Genomic DNA, 17,462 nt, shown 5'->3' with positions numbered 1-17,462 from the left:
TAAATATAAGAGGTTGAAAGGAGAGAGCACTATGATTAACTTTGAAATTCATGGGGACAACCTCACAATCACAGATGCTATTAGAAATTATATTGAGGAGAAAATTGGTAAACTTGAACGTTACTTTACAAATGTGCCAAATGCAACAGCACATGTAAAAGTGAAAACATATCAAAATTCAAGTACTAAAATTGAAGTTACAATTCCTTTAAAAAATGTCACATTACGTGCAGAAGAACGTCATGACGATTTATATGCAGGTATCGACTTAATTAATAGTAAATTAGAGCGTCAAGTACGCAAATATAAAACAAGAGTCAATCGTAAAAATAGAGACCGTGGCTATGAAGAGGATATTTTTGTAGAAACTGTACCAAATGTATCTGAAAATGAAGAAGATACAAGTGAGTCAGATATCGAAATCATCCGCTCTAAAACATTTAGCTTAAAACCAATGGATTCTGAAGAAGCGGTTTTACAAATGAATTTATTAGGTCACGATTTCTTCGTATTTAACGATCGAGAAACGGATGGAACAAGTATTGTATACCGTCGTAAAGATGGTAAATATGGCTTAATTGAAACAGAATAGTTGATAGAACATCAGATAAATGAGACGTTAAATAATAACGTAAAGTATTGTTTATCAACGAAACTATTTCGATAATCAAGAGTCATTAACAAGATAAAGTCATAATTAATGAAACCTATGGTACATAATTGAGCCATAGGTTTCTTTTTGACTTGAAAAGGTATTAAAATAGAAGATAAAGAGAAATAACAACCTTAATAGACGGTGTTTCGATTGCTGACTTCTCAACAGAACTACACAGTTTCACAAAATTTGGGGAACAATTTTGTTCACTGCTAGGTTCTGCTCGAAGTCAAAGCGCAATCTCAACAACCTTTTTATAGACGGTGTTTCGCATGCAGAGTTTTCGGCATAACTTCGCAATTCTTCAAAATTTGAGAAACAATTTTTTGAATTGCTCGAGTTATGCTCAAACTCTAAGCGCTTTTGTCCCAACCTTGGCTTTGCTTGAATTTGAATGGTTTTTGTTCCAATCTCATAGTGTATGAGTATAAATTTATACTAAAAAATGGTATGATGAGTTGTTGTAAGCGATAGAGTTTTTTAAGCTAAAGGAGCGAACAGAATGAGTTTTTTAACTAAACTAATTGACGGTAATAAAAAAGAAGTCAAACGTTTAAGTAAATTAGCAGATAAAGTAATTGCATTAGAAGAAGATATGTCAATTTTGACTGACGATGAAATTAAAGAAAAAACAAAATCATTTCAAAATGAAGTACAAGAAATTGAAAATATAAAAAAGCAAGAAGAAAAATTAGAGAAAATATTACCCGAGGCTTTTGCGTTAGTCCGTGAGGCGGCAAAACGTGTATTTAACATGACACCATATAAAGTTCAAATTATGGGGGGTATCGCGATTCATAGAGGCGATATAGCCGAGATGAGAACAGGTGAAGGGAAAACATTAACAGCAACGATGCCAACATATTTAAATGCATTAACAGGTCGCGGTGTACATGTTATTACAGTCAACGAATATCTGTCTACTGTTCAAAGTGAAGAAATGGCAGAACTATATAATTTTCTAGGCCTGTCAGTTGGTTTGAATTTAAATAGCTTAAAAACAGAACAAAAGCGTGATGCCTATGCACGTGATATTACGTACAGTACTAACAATGAGCTTGGGTTCGATTATTTACGAGATAATATGGTGAACTTTAAAGAAGATCGTGTTATGAAGCCTCTTAATTTTGCAATTATTGATGAGGTTGACTCAATTTTAATTGATGAAGCACGTACACCATTGATTATTTCTGGTGAAGCTGAGAAATCAACATCACTCTACACACAAGCAAATGTATTTGCAAAAATGCTTAAAGCTGATGATGACTATAATTATGATGTTCAAACTAAAAGTATTCAATTAACAGAACAAGGTATCGATAAAGCAGAACGTATGTTTAAAATTGATAATCTTTACGATATTAAACATGTAGACATTATTCATCATATCAATTTAGCTTTACGTGCTCAATATTCGATGCAAAGAGATATCGATTACATGGTTTCTGATGGAGAAATACTGATTGTCGACCAATTTACAGGTCGTACAATGCCGGGACGTCGCTTTTCAGAAGGATTGCATCAAGCAATTGAAGCAAAAGAAGGTGTCAAAATTCAAAATGAGTCTAAAACAATGGCATCTATTACCTTCCAAAACTTTTTTAGAATGTACAATAAACTAGCAGGTATGACAGGTACAGCCAAAACCGAAGAAGAAGAGTTTCGTAACATTTATAATATGACTGTTACTCAAATTCCTACAAATAGACCGGTTCAACGTGTAGACCGTTCGGATTTAATTTATGTCAGTCAAAAAGGGAAATTTGATGCAGTAGTTGAAGAAGTAATCGAAAAACATCGCAAAGGCCAACCTGTACTATTAGGGACAGTAGCAGTGGAAACTTCTGAATATATTTCTAATTTACTCAAAAAACGCGGTATTAGACATAGTGTTTTAAATGCGAAAAACCATGAGAAAGAAGCTGAAATTGTATCAGGAGCAGGTCAAAAAGGTGCTGTAACCATTGCAACTAACATGGCAGGTCGAGGTACAGACATTAAGCTTGGAGAAGGTGTTGAAGAGCTAGGTGGATTAGCAGTTATTGGTACAGAACGTCATGAATCAAGACGTATTGATGATCAATTGCGTGGTCGTTCAGGTCGTCAAGGTGATAAAGGTGATAGTCGATTCTATTTATCATTACAAGATGATTTGATGGTTCGATTTGGCTCAGAACGAATGCAAGCTATGATGAATCGCTTAGGTATGGATGACTCCACACCCATTGAATCTAAAATGGTATCTCGTGCAGTTGAGTCAGCACAAAAACGTGTTGAAGGGAATAACTTTGATGCACGTAAGCGCATTTTAGAATATGACGAAGTATTGCGTAAGCAGCGTGAAATTATGTATGAAGAGCGTAATCGTATCATTGATGATGAAAATAGTTCGGATTTAGTGAAACAGATGATGCAATCCACGCTTGAACGAACGATTGACAATTATGTCAATGAAGATGATGATAATCCTGATTACGAACCACTTATTCATCAAGTTGAGGATATTTTCTTACATGAAGGTGAACTTGATATTTCTGATATTAAGGGCAAAGACCGTGAAGACATTTATGATGTCATCTGGACTAAAATAGAAGAAACGTATCAAAAACAACAAGCGCAACTTGAAGAGCGTATGCCTGAATTTGAACGAATGATTTTATTGCGTTCAATTGATGCACATTGGACATCTCATATCGATACAATGGATCAATTACGTCAGGGTATTCATTTACGTTCTTATGGTCAACAAAATCCACTACGCGATTATCAAAATGAAGGGCATCAATTATTTGATGTTATGATGCAAAGCATTGAAGAAGATGTAAGTAAGTATGTTTTAAAATCAGTAATCACAGTAGATGATACAATTGAACGAGAAAAAACAAAAGAATTAGAAGGCAAACATGTGTCAGCAAATGATGGCAAAGAAAAGGTCAAGCCACAGCCTATCGTTAAAGAGAATGAGGTAGGACGCAATGGCCAATGTCCGTGTGGCAGCGGCAAAAAATACAAGAACTGCCACGGCAAATAAATTGAATACGTAAAGGAGTTTACACAAATGATGGAACTATCTGAGATTAAACGATACATTGAACGTTACACTTTAAAACTTGAACAACTTAGGGGGTCTCTTTGACTTAGAAAATAAAGTGACAAACATTCAAGAATATGAAGAGATGATGGCGGAACCTACTTTTTGGGACAACCAAGAACGTGCACAATCTATCATTGATCAAAATAATGCACTTAAATCTATTGTGAATGCATATGAGGCATTAGAAGCTGATATTGAAGATATGGACGCAACTTATGAATTGCTTCAAGAAGAACGAGATGAAGCTGTCCAGGAAGATTTAAATGAAACAGTTCTCAATTTTGAAGTGCGTTTAGCTGATTTTGAATTACAATTATTATTAGATGGGGAGCACGATGCGAACAATGCTATTTTAGAACTGCATCCAGGAGCTGGAGGTACAGAGTCGCAAGATTGGACGAACATGTTATTGCGCATGTACCAACGTTATTGCGAAAAGAAAGGGTTTAAAGTTGAAATAGCAGATTATCAGGCCGGCGATGAAGCAGGGGTGAAAAGCGTGACAATTGTCATTAAAGGTCACAATGCTTATGGTTTCTTGAAAGCCGAAAAAGGTGTTCATCGTTTAGTACGTATTTCACCATTCGATTCATCAGGCCGACGTCATACTTCTTTTGCATCATGTGATGTGATTCCTGAGTTTAATAATGAAAAAATCGAAATTGAAATTAATCCAGATGATATTACAGTTGATACGTTCAGAGCATCTGGAGCTGGTGGTCAACATATTAACAAAACCGAATCAGCAATTCGTATTACCCATCATCCGACTGGTATTGTCGTGAACAATCAAAATGAACGTTCTCAAATTAAAAACCGTGAAGCAGCTATGAAAATGTTAAAAGCAAAGTTATATCAACTTGAAATAGAACAAAAAGAAAAAGAATTAGCAGAAATTCGCGGAGAACAAAAAGATATTGGATGGGGAAGTCAGATACGTTCTTATGTATTCCATCCGTATTCAATGGTAAAAGATCATCGAACAAACGAAGAGACAGGTAATGTGAATGCTGTTATGGACGGTGAGATTGAACCATTTATCGAAGCATATTTAAGAAGCTTGATGAAATAAAAATCTTGTGAAACACAATCATCGCAAGGTTGTTGAAATTGCGCTTTGACTTCGCATAGAACGTCACAGCGCGCAAAAATGACTCTATTTTAGCGTGATTTAAAACATAATTGACTAAAGTGGTGTATTGTCTTGAGTGAACTGGTAAAGATTATACACCACTTTTATTGAATTTAAAAAGGTGTGATGTGATGTACAAAATGAATTATGCTATGCTCTTTTTGGCTACTTTTCTTTCTCATACACAGTGGTATACATTGCCTAAAGATATCTCTTTAATCGAATTAGCGCATCAGTTTGCTACGACTACCCAACAACTCCAGCAATATAACACCTTCAAAACAGACCAATTAAAAGCACGTCAAAAGGTAAAAGTTCCAACTCAAGATATGATTGTTGTCCAACCTGGTGATACATTAGCATCAATATTGAAGCGGCATCATATTTCTAAGGCGCAATTAGCAGAGTGGAACGATCATATTGATACATTAGTGCCCCAACGGCTCCTCGCCAAAACTGATGTTGGATTAGCGCATATGATTAATCCATCATTAACTTTGCCACCTCAATCGAATGCTAATGGACTGTCTAGAGCACCTCATAATGCTACAAAACCAGTCATTAATGACAAAACATTCATCAATACTTACCATAATGATGATGCTAAGCTTACAGAACTACTCAAGCCTACAATACTTACCCCAGTATCAACTGTTAAAAGCCCCAATTTATACGTTAAAGGTCAGTGTACACATTTTGTCTTTGAAGAACGACAAAAACGCAATCGTCCTATTCCTAACTATTGGGGTGATGCCAAAAATTGGTTGAATCATGCAAAAAAAGAAGGATACAACGTCAATCATACACCAGAAGTGGGAGCGATATTAACGTCTCAAATTGGAGCACACGGACATGTAGCTATTGTGAAATCAATTGCACTTGACAATAGTTATATGATAGTAAAAGAAATGAATTGGATTGGAGAAGGGATTGTGAGCGAACGTAAAATGATTAACCCAGATCAATATTTATATATTCATGATTAAAATATGAAGCTTTTTCTAATTTTAGTTTATAAAGTGAATCGTATTCTTGAAATGTGTTATATTAATCAATAATTAAATGGTGTTATGTAGGAGGTTTAGGAATGGGTGTTCATCAGTATTTTAAGAGACTATCAGATTTAGAAAAGTTAATTCGACTTCCTGGAAAGTTTAAATATTTTGAGCATAATGTAGCTGCTCACTCCTTTAAGGTGACTAAAATTGCACAATATTTAGGTACAGTTGAAGAATATCATGGAAAAGAAATTGATTGGAAAAGCCTATATGAAAAAGCACTTAATCATGATTTTGCTGAAATATTTACAGGAGATATCAAGACGCCTGTAAAGTATGCAAGTAGTGAAATAAAAAAACTTTTTTCCCAAGTTGAAGAAGAGATGGTCGATACGTTTATTAAAGAAGATATTCCGAAGCAGTATCAAGATATTTATCGAAAACGTCTCCAAGAAGGAAAAGATGATTCAATAGAAGGACAAATCCTGTCAGTTGCCGATAAAATTGATTTATTATACGAAACATTTGGAGAAATTCAAAAAAGAAATCCGGAACCATTGTTTTTTGAAATATATGAAATGAGTTTAGAAACGATTATGCAATTTGATCACCTATATGCTGTACAAGATTTTATAGATTATGTGATTCCAGAAATGCTAACAGAACGATTTATTCCGCGTACAGAATTGAAAGAAACGACGATGCGTATATTACAAGATAGAAAGACGTGATTAGATGGTATTGATTTGGTATATCCTTGCTGCTTTTTTTCCGTGTGTTCTTGTTGTTATATTTAGCACTATTACACGAAACAAATGGATTGGAACAATAGTGACACTCATTTTAATAGGTGCATCGATCTACAAAGGTTTTTTTCATGACGAATGGATTATCTTTTTGGATGTCGTTTCAATATTGGCTGGGTATATAATTGTAGATCAACTTGAAATGCATAAAAACGAAAACTTTAGAGGGTAAGATAGCGTGATGGCTGTCTTATCCTCTTCGTATTGAGAAGAAGAAAAAGATTATATTCAGTATATGAAACGAACGGATGTTTGTATTTTTTGAATAGAATTTGTTAAAATAAACATATTACTGTTATTAGGGGGCGAACATAAATGGAGCATTATCCGTTTAAAATCAATTCAAATTTTGATCCTCAAGGGGACCAACCTAAGGCAATAGCAGAATTAGTCAAAGGTGTTAAAGCAGGCAAGCGTCACCAAACATTGTTAGGTGCAACAGGTACGGGTAAGACCTTTACAATGAGTAATGTGATTAAAGAAGTAGGAAAGCCTACACTCATTATCGCACATAATAAAACGCTAGCTGGACAATTGTACAGTGAGTTTAAAGAGTTTTTTCCAGACAATAGAGTTGAGTATTTTGTCAGTTATTATGATTACTATCAGCCAGAAGCATACGTCCCATCAACAGATACATTTATTGAAAAAGATGCTTCAATCAATGATGAGATTGACCAACTGAGACACTCTGCGACAAGTGCACTTTTTGAACGTGATGATGTCATTATTATTGCGAGTGTCAGCTGTATTTATGGTTTAGGGAATCCAGATGAATACCGAGATTTAGTTGTGAGTATTCGAGTGGGAATGGAAATGGATCGTAGTGAATTATTACGTAAACTTGTAGATGTTCAGTACACGCGTAATGATATTGATTTTAGTCGTGGTACATTTCGGGTACGTGGAGATGTTGTCGAGATATTTCCGGCTTCACGTGATGAATTATGTATACGTGTTGAGTTTTTTGGTGATGAAATTGATCGCATTAGTGAAATTAACTACCTCACAGGTGAAGTCATTAGAGAGCGAGAGCATTTTGCATTATTCCCTGCATCTCACTTCGTTACACGCGAAGAAAAAATGAAAGTAGCGATTGAACGTATTGAAAAAGAACTTGATACACAATTAGCAAAACTCAAAAGTGAGAATAAATTATTAGAAGCACAGCGTTTAGAGCAACGTACAAATTATGACCTTGAAATGATGAGAGAGATGGGCTTTTGTTCAGGTATTGAAAACTATTCTGTCCATTTAACGTTACGACCATTAGGCTCAACGCCGTACACATTATTAGACTATTTTGGAGACGATTGGCTCATTATGATTGATGAATCCCATGTTACATTACCACAAATTCGTGGTATGTATAATGGTGACCAAGCGCGTAAGAACGTTCTTGTTGAGCATGGTTTTCGATTGCCAAGTGCGTTGGATAATAGACCTTTAAAGTTTGAGGAATTTGAAGAGAAAGCACATCAGCTTGTCTATGTGTCTGCTACACCAGGTCCATACGAGTTAGAGCATACGGACGAAATGGTTGAACAAATTATTCGACCAACTGGATTATTAGATCCAAAAATTGAAGTTCGCCCAACGAAAAATCAAATTGATGACTTGTTAAGTGAAATACAAGAACGTGTTGACAAAAATGAGAGAGTCTTAATTACGACATTAACTAAAAAAATGAGTGAAGATTTAACAACATATCTTAAAGAAGCTGGCGTCAAAGTAAATTATCTACATTCTGAAATCAAGACACTTGAACGTATTGAAATCATTCGCGACTTAAGAATGGGAACATTTGATGTATTAATCGGTATCAATCTATTACGTGAAGGTATTGACATACCTGAAGTATCACTTGTTGTGATTTTAGATGCAGATAAAGAAGGGTTTTTACGTTCAGAGCGCTCACTCATTCAAACGATTGGTCGTGCTGCGCGTAATGATAAAGGTGAAGTGATTATGTATGCGGACAAAATCACAGACTCCATGCAACATGCTATTGATGAGACTGAAAGACGTCGCGATATTCAAATGGCGCATAACAAGAAGCACGGCATTACACCAAAAACAATTCAAAAACGGATACACGATGTGATTAGTGCAACTGTAGAAACAAATGAAACGAATGAAGATAACCGTAAAGAAGTACCGCAAAAAATGACGAAAAAAGAACGTCAAAAAACGATACAAAACATCGAAAAAGAAATGAAAGAAGCAGCAAAAGCGCTTGATTTTGAAAAAGCTACAGAGTTAAGGGACTTGTTATTTGAATTAAAAGCAGAAGGGTGAAAAACACATGAGAGAACCGTCTATTGTGGTAAAAGGGGCACGCGCCCATAATTTGAAAAATGTAGATATTGAATTGCCAAAAAACAAATTGATTGTGATGACTGGATTATCGGGTTCTGGTAAATCATCGCTAGCGTTTGATACGATTTATGCGGAAGGACAGCGCCGATACGTTGAGTCTCTCAGTGCATATGCACGTCAATTTTTAGGCCAAATGGATAAGCCTGATGTTGATACAATTGAAGGCCTTTCTCCTGCAATATCCATTGATCAAAAGACCACAAGTAAGAATCCGAGATCGACAGTGGCAACGGTGACAGAAATATATGATTATATTCGCTTGCTTTATGCACGTATCGGCAAACCATACTGTCCAAATCATGGCATTGAAATTCAATCACAAACAGTACAACAAATGTCAGATCGCATACTAGAATTAGAAGAACGTACTAAAATTCAATTGCTTGCCCCGGTTGTGAGTCATCGTAAAGGAACACATGAAAAACTATTGGATGATATGAGTAAAAAAGGGTATGTACGTGTACGTGTAGATGGCGATATTGTAGATATTACAGCGGTGCCTGAACTTGATAAAAATAAAAACCATACTATTGAAGTAGTGGTTGATCGTCTTGTTGTCAAACCAGGGATAGAATCGAGGTTAGCAGATTCAATTGAAACGGTTCTTGAATTATCTGAAGGACGCTTACTTGTCGATGTAATAGGTGGTGAGCCATTAGAGTTTTCTGAAAAGCATGCTTGTCCTATATGTGGTTTTTCGATAGGTGAGTTAGAACCGAGAATGTTCAGTTTCAATAGTCCTTTTGGTGCATGTCCGACATGTGACGGCTTAGGTCAAAAATTAACAGCTGACTTAGAATTAATTGTACCTGATAAACATAAAACATTGAATGAGGGGGCAATTGTACCATGGGAGCCGACAAGCTCTGATTTTTATCCGACATTATTAAAACGTGTATGTGAAGTGTATAAAATTAATATGGATAAACCTTTTAATAAGTTAACAGAACGACAAAGAAATATTATTTTATATGGTTCTGGTGATAAAGAAATCACATTTACGTTTGAGTCCAAAAATGGACAAAATCGAACACGTGCGATGCCGTTTGAGGGTGTCATCCCAAATATTGAACGTCGCTTTCATGAATCACCATCTGAATATGTCCGTGAAATGATGCAAAAATATATGGCTGAACAGCCATGTGAAACGTGTCATGGTAAACGATTAAGTAAAGAGGCGTTGTCGGTTTATATCGGTGATCAAAATATTGGTGACATTGTTGAAAAGTCGATTCATGAAGCATTGACTTATTATCAAAATCTAGAGTTGTCTGAACAAGATGCGCAAATTGCAGAATTGATTTTGCGAGAAATTATTGAAAGACTTTCATTTTTAAATAATGTAGGACTAGATTATTTAACATTAAACCGTTCATCTGGAACTTTATCAGGTGGTGAAGCGCAGCGCATTCGATTAGCGACACAAATTGGATCACGCTTGACCGGTGTTTTATATGTTTTGGATGAGCCATCGATAGGACTTCATCAAAGGGATAACGATCGTTTGATTCATACGATGAAAGAAATGCGCGATTTAGGAAATACACTCATTGTTGTTGAACATGATGAAGATACGATGATTGCAGCAGATTATTTAGTTGACGTTGGTCCAGGCGCTGGGGAGCATGGCGGTCAGATTGTAGCAAGCGGTACACCGAAACAAGTCATGCGTAAGAAAAAGTCTTTGACAGGACAGTATTTAAGTGGTCAAAAATTTATCGAAGTCCCTGAACATAGACGTGAATTGACTGACCGAAAAATTTCGATAAAAGGTGCGAGAAGCAATAATCTAAAAAACATAGATGTTGATATACCGTTATCTGTTATGAATGTTGTGACAGGGGTATCAGGCTCGGGTAAAAGTTCCCTTGTTAATGAAGTGTTGTTTAAGTCACTTGCGAAAAAGATCAATAAGTCTAAAGTCAAGCCAGGCGCTCATGATGCGATTGAAGGTGTTGAAGAAATCGATAAGATTATTGATATCGATCAGTCACCAATCGGTCGAACACCACGTTCCAATCCAGCAACATACACAGGTGTATTTGATGATATACGTGATGTATTTGCTTCTACAAACGAAGCAAAAGTTCGAGGGTATCAAAAAGGAAGATTTAGTTTTAATGTCAAAGGTGGACGTTGTGAAGCATGTAAAGGCGACGGTATTATCAAGATTGAGATGCATTTTTTACCAGATGTGTATGTTCCGTGTGAGGTATGTCACGGTAAACGCTATAATCGTGAAACGTTAGAAGTAACATATAAAGGAAAAAATATTGCAGATATACTTGAGATGACCGTTGAAGATGCAACTAGGTTTTTTGAAAACATTCCTAAAATTAAGCGTAAACTTCAAACCCTTGTTGATGTTGGATTAGGCTATATTACACTCGGACAGCCAGCTACAACGCTTTCAGGTGGTGAAGCACAACGTGTCAAACTCGCATCGGAATTGCATAAACGATCAACGGGTCGTTCGATTTATATTCTAGATGAGCCGACGACTGGACTGCATGTAGATGATATCAATAAACTCTTAAAAGTCATCAATAAGCTTGTTGATAATGGTGATACTGTCGTTATTATTGAGCATAATTTAGATGTGATCAAAACAGCAGACCATTTAATTGATTTAGGGCCTGAAGGTGGTGAAGGTGGTGGCACAATTATAGCCACGGGTACACCTGAAGCAATTGCACGTCATGAATCTTCTTACACAGGTCGTTATTTGAAAGCAATATTAGAGCGTGATCAAAAGCGAATGGAGGCGCAGAAATGAACCAAGGCAGTGTTAAAGTTTTAGAATTATTACAAGAAGGTAAGATTTCAGTAGAAGAAGCGGTTACGTTACTTGATGCAATGAATACGAATAGAGGGTCAAGTGAATCAGAAGGTACGGATCAGTTTCAACAAAAACAATCGAAACAAAGTAGTCAGCAACAAGGTCATCAATCTAACCAAGAACGTACGTCAGAAATTGAAGATGTTGTCTATCAAACATTGCGTGATGTCTCAGACAACTTGCGAAAAGGGTTCAAAATTGATGGAGTGAATGAGGATACACGTGAAAATAAAGATCCATTCACAGAAATTGAAAAGACAATTAGAGCGTTAAGAGATCAATTATACAAAAATATGAAATAGCTTAAATTTGAAACATTATGGATTTGAAAGAACCACTTCTCGTACATGCGTGAGTGGTTCTTTTATTATAGACTATTTAGTAACAACGTAAAGTGGCGATATAATGTGATGGAATGGTATAAAGGAATATGAGCTATAGCGAGTGATAAACTTTTTTATGAGGTCTGAAACGATTATAATGTATAATGTAGGACGGAATTCATTTCAAAACGATAGATGATTTGAAGTAAATAAGATACATGGTATGATCTTGTTAGAATTTATAAAGATAACTTTAGACATTGAGGTGAGTGCATGTTAACAACTAAAGACTTAGTAGAGCGATTTAATCTTGAAGTTATTTCAGGGAGTCAAGGGTTAAATCGACCGATACATAATACGGATATTTCCCGACCTGGATTAGAGATGGCGGGTTATTTCTCACACTATGCATCGAATCGAATACAATTGCTTGGTACAACGGAATTATCATTTTATAATTTATTGCCGGATGAAGAAAGGCATGGCCGTATGCGCAAATTATGCCGTCCAGACACCCCGGCTATTATCATTACAAGAGGGCATGAAGCACCGGAAGAATTGCTACAAGCTTCAAGAGAATCAGATACACCGCTGATTTATGTGGATGAAGCCACTACACGTGTTATGGGACGATTAACGACATATTTAGAACATGAACTTGCAAAGTCAACATCTTTACATGGTGTTTTGGTCGATGTTTATGGTATTGGCGTACTCATTACAGGTGATTCTGGTATCGGTAAAAGTGAAACAGCGCTAGAGCTTGTGAAAAGAGGACATCGCTTAGTTGCGGATGACAACGTCGAAATTAAAGAGATAACAAAAGATCAGTTAGTCGGAAAGCCACCTAAAATTATTGAACATCTTCTTGAAATACGTGGACTCGGTATTATAAACGTTATGACTTTATTTGGTGCTGGATCGATACTGACTCAAAAACGAATACGTTTAAATATTAATTTAGAAACATGGCGTGAAGATAAGCTTTATGACCGTGTTGGCTTATCGCAAGAAACTTTAAAAATTTTAGACACAGAAATTACGAAAAAGACGATTCCTGTTAGACCAGGGCGAAATGTTGCAGTTATCATTGAAGTTGCTGCGATGAACTATCGTTTGAATATTATGGGCATTAATACAGCGGAGGAATTTAATGAGCGTTTAAATGCTGAAATTATGAAAAATGGTAAAGGAGCATCATCATGAATTTAAGTTATATTGAACCAGTTGCCTTTACGCTAGGGCCACTAGAAATTAGATGGTACGGTATTATTATTGCAGCAGCGATATTAATTGCATATTGGATTGCTCAAAAAAGCGCACAAAAAGTAGGATTCAAAGAGGACGATTTGATTAATATCTTAATTGTCTGTGTTATTGTAGCGATTGTCTCTGCACGATTATACTTCGTCATATTTAATTTGGGATATTACCTGCAAAACCCTGTAGAAATTCCTATGATATGGCGTGGTGGTATTGCAATTCATGGAGGATTGATTGGCGCCTTTGCAATGGGGATATATTATGCGTATCAAAAAAATTGGCACCCCTTCCAGCTTGGTGATATTGTTGCGCCGAGCATTATCTTAGCGCAAGGTATAGGAAGATGGGGGAACTTTATGAATCATGAAGCACACGGTGGCCCAGTATCTCGTTCATTTTTAGAAAGTTTGCACTTACCTCAATTTATTATTGATAACATGTATATTAATGGAATATATTACCATCCAACCTTTTTATATGAGTCCATTTGGGATGTGTTAGGCTTTATTTTGCTTATTACAATACGTAAACATCTCAGAATAGGTGAAACATTCTTTATGTACTTAATTTGGTATTCCGTTGGGCGTTTCTTTGTTGAAGGATTGCGTACAGATAGTTTGATGCTTACAGAAACGATTCGAGTTGCACAATTGATGTCAATTTTACTACTTGTTATAGGAATCGTCATCATTGTATGGCGACGTACAAAAAACAATATCCCTTTATACAAAGATGCTAATGTATTATCATGGCCAAATCAGCAAAAAGGTAGACGTTAAATGAAAAGAAGACTAAAAATAATTCCCAAACATCGCTACAACACACTTTGGCAAATGTATCGTTATATTCAATTCACTAAAATTTTGAAGAATACAGTTATCATAGAAATAGCGCGCTACATTCCATTTGTTCGTTTGAAACGATGGGTATACCGACGCTTTCTTAAAATGTCGATTGGACCTCATACGGCATTAGCTTATAAAGTTGTGCCGGATTTGCTTTACCCTGAAAAAATCACAATTGGTAAAAATGTCATCATTGGTTATAATGCAACCATACTTACACATGAATTTTTAAATGATTCATTTCGTTATGGTGAAGTTGTGATTGGGGATCATACGATGGTAGGCGCTAATGTTACTGTACTGCCAGGTATCAAAATAGGACGTCACGTTGAAATTGGTGCGGGTAGTGTCGTGTCTAAAGATATTCCTGATTATGCATTAGCGTATGGCAATCCAATTCAAATTAAATATAAAAATTGAAAGTGAGGTGACAATAATGGCACAAAACAAAAATATAATACAATTAGGTTCAGATGTTTCAGTTTATGAACGCTTAGCTTTACAGAAATTTAGACAGCAAGATTATATGAGAGCGACGCGTTATTACGAAAAAGTGTTAGAATTGTCACCAGAAAACTTTGATGCCAAGCAAAACCTAGCCACTTGTTACACTAAGCGCAATATGCCTGAACGTGCAGAAGCCATTTTTTATGAAGAGATTAGCCAAGGAGAGAATCTTGAAGCAGCCTATTATGAATTAAGTCAACTTAATATGGATTTAAATGAACCGAATAAAGCTTATCTATTCGGTTTGAATTATGCATTGACAGCACAAGATGACGACTATCGAGATGAACTCGAGAAAATGTTTGAAGTGACTATCCATGCTGAACACCAGTTGGAAACGGAAAGTCAATTATTTGTTGTTCAAATTATATTTCAGTATTTATTTGGACAGGGACGTTTGTTAGATGCTCGTAAGTACATCTTAAAGCAAGATGAGTCAATTCAAGACAATAGGATAGTTAGGAATCTTTTAGCGATGTGTTACTTATATCTTAACGAAAACCAAATCGCTAAAGAAATGTTTGAGCGACTTCTTCAAGAGGATTCGTCAGATGTACATGCTTTATGTCATTATACTTTATTGCTATACAACATGAATGAGGTCGCGTCATTTAAACACTATTTGAAGGTGTTGAATAAAGTTGTGCCGATTAATGACGATGAATCGTTTAAGTTAGGTATTGTATTAAGTTACTTGAAACAATATGCCTCTTCTCAAAAATTACTAATGCCATTGTATAAAAAAGGAAAGTTTCAAACTTTTCAACTCTTCCATGCATTAGCGTTTAATTATTATTACTTGGGAAATCGTGCGCAAAGTCAGTATTTTTGGGAGCGTTTAGTTCAAGTTTCAAAAGTGCATCCAGGGCCCACACCATGGGACATTGAAGAAAGTTTTCAATATTTTAATGCACAGATTAAACCTTTATTAACGAGTGATGATCAACATCAACGTTTGTACGGCTTGTTTTTGCTTAAACAATTAAATGGAAACGAAGTACTCATGACAAAAGAGGTGTGGAGCATCCTTGAAGAATTAGGAGACTATGAAAAATTGTACTTATCCTATTTGATTCAAAATTTACAACTGACAAAGCTCCATTTTATTCACCTAGGTATGTTAGAACTTTATCAGCACGATACGACGAAGCAAGAATCAGCGTTATTTTTAAGTTGGATTAATTATGCTGAAAGTTTGTTAGCCAAACATGTGGATACAGACAAAGTAGTGGCATATGTTGCGGCAGTTACGTATCTTTATTTTAAGTCAACTGACCCAACATATTCTCAATTAGACGTTTCAGAAGTGTTCGATATCACTGTTAAGCAACTTGAAATGGCACTAGATGAGCTATTGAGCATATAAGTTTGCCCTTACTGATAAAATAGTATAAAATGCGAATGATAATATTAAGAGGAGGAACGATTCATGTCAGAAAATGTAAGATATGATGTTGCAATTATCGGTGCAGGACCGGCTGGTATGACGGCTTCTGTATACGCTTCTCGAGCTAACTTGAATACAGTTATGATTGAGCGAGGGATGCCAGGTGGTCAAATGGCAAATACTGAAGAGGTCGAAAATTTTCCAGGGTTTGAAATGATTTCTGGACCAGATTTGTCGAACAAAATGTTTGATCACGCTAAAAAGTTCGGTGCGGAATATAAATATGGTGATATCAAAGGTATTGAAGATAAAGGAGACTACAAATTAATTGACTTAGGAACAAGTCAAATTGAAGCGACAGCAGTAATCATTGCAACAGGTGCAGAGTATAAAAAAATCGGAGTTCCTGGTGAAGAAGCCCTTGGTGGCCGTGGGGTAAGCTACTGTGCAGTTTGTGACGGTGCCTTTTTCAAAAACAAAAATGTATATGTTGTAGGTGGCGGCGACTCAGCAGTTGAAGAAGGAACGTTCTTGACTAAGTTTGCTGATAAAGTCACAATTGTGCACCGACGCGATAAACTACGTGCACAAAAAATCCTGCAAGATCGTGCCTTTAAAAATGACAAAATTGACTTTATTTGGAATCATACACTTAAATCAGTCAATGAAAAAGATGGTAAAGTAGGTTCACTTACGTTAGTATCAACTGAAGACGGTACAGAACAAACAGTAGATGCAGATGGATTGTTTGTGTATATCGGTATGAAGCCATTAACTGAACCATTTAAAGATTTAGGCATTACGAATGAAGCAGGCTATATCGTCGCTAACCCTGATATGAGTACTGCAGTCAAAGGGATTTATGTCGCTGGTGATGTACGTGAAAAAGGATTACGTCAAATTGTCACAGCGACAAGTGATGGTAGTATTGCAGCACAAAGTGTTCAAGAATATATTGAAGCACTTAAAGATCAAACAGAGTAAACATCTAGAAATAATGATAAGGGCATTTGAGGTCAGCAATTATTGAATCAATGGGAGAAAAAATTGGATTCAGTATATATGTAACAAAAGACGTTCTTCCTGATCTCGAAGTCCTTTGTAGTGTGGTGTGACGAAATTTTTACGACCGAAGATTTCTCAACCACTCTTTTTTTATGCATAGATTTCTTTTCGTGTTAACGATAAAATGAACAAAAGTTAAAATTATAAAATATGGAATACGAGTCTACTA

General features: G+C 35.9%; 14 protein-coding genes. All 14 read left to right on the top strand.

Annotated elements, in window-relative coordinates:
• Positions 1-31 precede the first annotated feature (31 nt).
• Positions 32-592 carry a ribosome hibernation-promoting factor, HPF/YfiA family gene (gene hpf, locus C7J90_RS00975; protein WP_103210606.1) on the top strand — a complete coding sequence of 187 codons (561 nt, stop codon included), beginning with the start codon at positions 32-34 and terminating at the stop codon, positions 590-592.
• A gap of 565 nt (positions 593-1,157) precedes the next feature.
• Entirely contained in the window at positions 1,158-3,686 is a 2,529-nt protein-coding gene (secA, locus tag C7J90_RS00970) for a preprotein translocase subunit SecA (RefSeq protein ID WP_103210604.1), read from the top strand.
• Positions 3,687-3,716: 30 nt separating this feature from the next.
• A protein-coding gene (gene prfB, locus C7J90_RS00965) for a peptide chain release factor 2 (RefSeq protein WP_179947986.1) occupies positions 3,717-4,821 on the top strand; the annotation gives its coding sequence in 2 pieces (ribosomal slippage) (positions 3,717-3,788 and positions 3,790-4,821; 1,104 coding nt in all).
• A gap of 191 nt (positions 4,822-5,012) precedes the next feature.
• Entirely contained in the window at positions 5,013-5,867 is an 855-nt protein-coding gene (locus tag C7J90_RS00960) for a CHAP domain-containing protein (protein WP_103210603.1), read from the top strand.
• 101 nt (positions 5,868-5,968) lie between these two features.
• On the top strand, positions 5,969-6,610 hold the full coding sequence (locus C7J90_RS00955; RefSeq protein ID WP_103210601.1) for a YfbR-like 5'-deoxynucleotidase: 642 nt from the start codon (positions 5,969-5,971) through the stop codon (positions 6,608-6,610).
• Between the two features lie 10 nt (positions 6,611-6,620).
• Complete coding sequence (locus C7J90_RS00950) at positions 6,621-6,857, top strand: CsbA family protein (RefSeq protein ID WP_103210698.1); 237 nt, start codon at positions 6,621-6,623, stop codon at positions 6,855-6,857.
• A gap of 143 nt (positions 6,858-7,000) precedes the next feature.
• The gene (gene uvrB / locus C7J90_RS00945; protein ID WP_103210599.1) at positions 7,001-8,983 is read left to right on the top strand and encodes an excinuclease ABC subunit UvrB; all 1,983 of its coding nucleotides are present in this window, start codon (positions 7,001-7,003) and stop codon (positions 8,981-8,983) included.
• Between the two features lie 7 nt (positions 8,984-8,990).
• The gene (uvrA, locus tag C7J90_RS00940) at positions 8,991-11,840 is read left to right on the top strand and encodes an excinuclease ABC subunit UvrA (protein WP_103210597.1); all 2,850 of its coding nucleotides are present in this window, start codon (positions 8,991-8,993) and stop codon (positions 11,838-11,840) included.
• Entirely contained in the window at positions 11,837-12,205 is a 369-nt protein-coding gene (locus tag C7J90_RS00935; protein WP_103210595.1) for an SHOCT-like domain-containing protein, read from the top strand. The genes uvrA and C7J90_RS00935 overlap by 4 nt, the downstream gene beginning before the upstream one ends.
• Positions 12,206-12,499: 294 nt before the next feature.
• The gene (gene hprK / locus C7J90_RS00930) at positions 12,500-13,432 is read left to right on the top strand and encodes an HPr(Ser) kinase/phosphatase (RefSeq protein ID WP_103210593.1); all 933 of its coding nucleotides are present in this window, start codon (positions 12,500-12,502) and stop codon (positions 13,430-13,432) included.
• A complete protein-coding gene (lgt, locus tag C7J90_RS00925) occupies positions 13,423-14,268 on the top strand; it encodes a prolipoprotein diacylglyceryl transferase (RefSeq protein WP_174688363.1) in 846 nt (281 codons plus the stop codon). The genes hprK and lgt overlap by 10 nt, the downstream gene beginning before the upstream one ends.
• Positions 14,269-14,754 (top strand): acyltransferase, encoded by a 486-nt coding sequence (locus C7J90_RS00920; protein WP_103210589.1) that lies wholly within the window; start codon positions 14,269-14,271, stop codon positions 14,752-14,754. It begins immediately after the preceding gene.
• Between the two features lie 16 nt (positions 14,755-14,770).
• Entirely contained in the window at positions 14,771-16,207 is a 1,437-nt protein-coding gene (locus tag C7J90_RS00915; RefSeq protein WP_103210587.1) for a tetratricopeptide repeat protein, read from the top strand.
• 63 nt (positions 16,208-16,270) lie between these two features.
• The gene (trxB, locus tag C7J90_RS00910) at positions 16,271-17,212 is read left to right on the top strand and encodes a thioredoxin-disulfide reductase (RefSeq protein WP_103210586.1); all 942 of its coding nucleotides are present in this window, start codon (positions 16,271-16,273) and stop codon (positions 17,210-17,212) included.
• The last annotated feature ends 250 nt before the right edge of the window (positions 17,213-17,462 follow it).

Origin of the sequence: Staphylococcus felis, assembly GCF_003012915.1 — a bacterium.
Classification (GTDB): domain Bacteria; phylum Bacillota; class Bacilli; order Staphylococcales; family Staphylococcaceae; genus Staphylococcus; species Staphylococcus felis.
The sequence above is the reverse complement of the archived record's forward strand: the minus strand, read 5'-3'. Positions and strand labels throughout refer to the sequence as shown.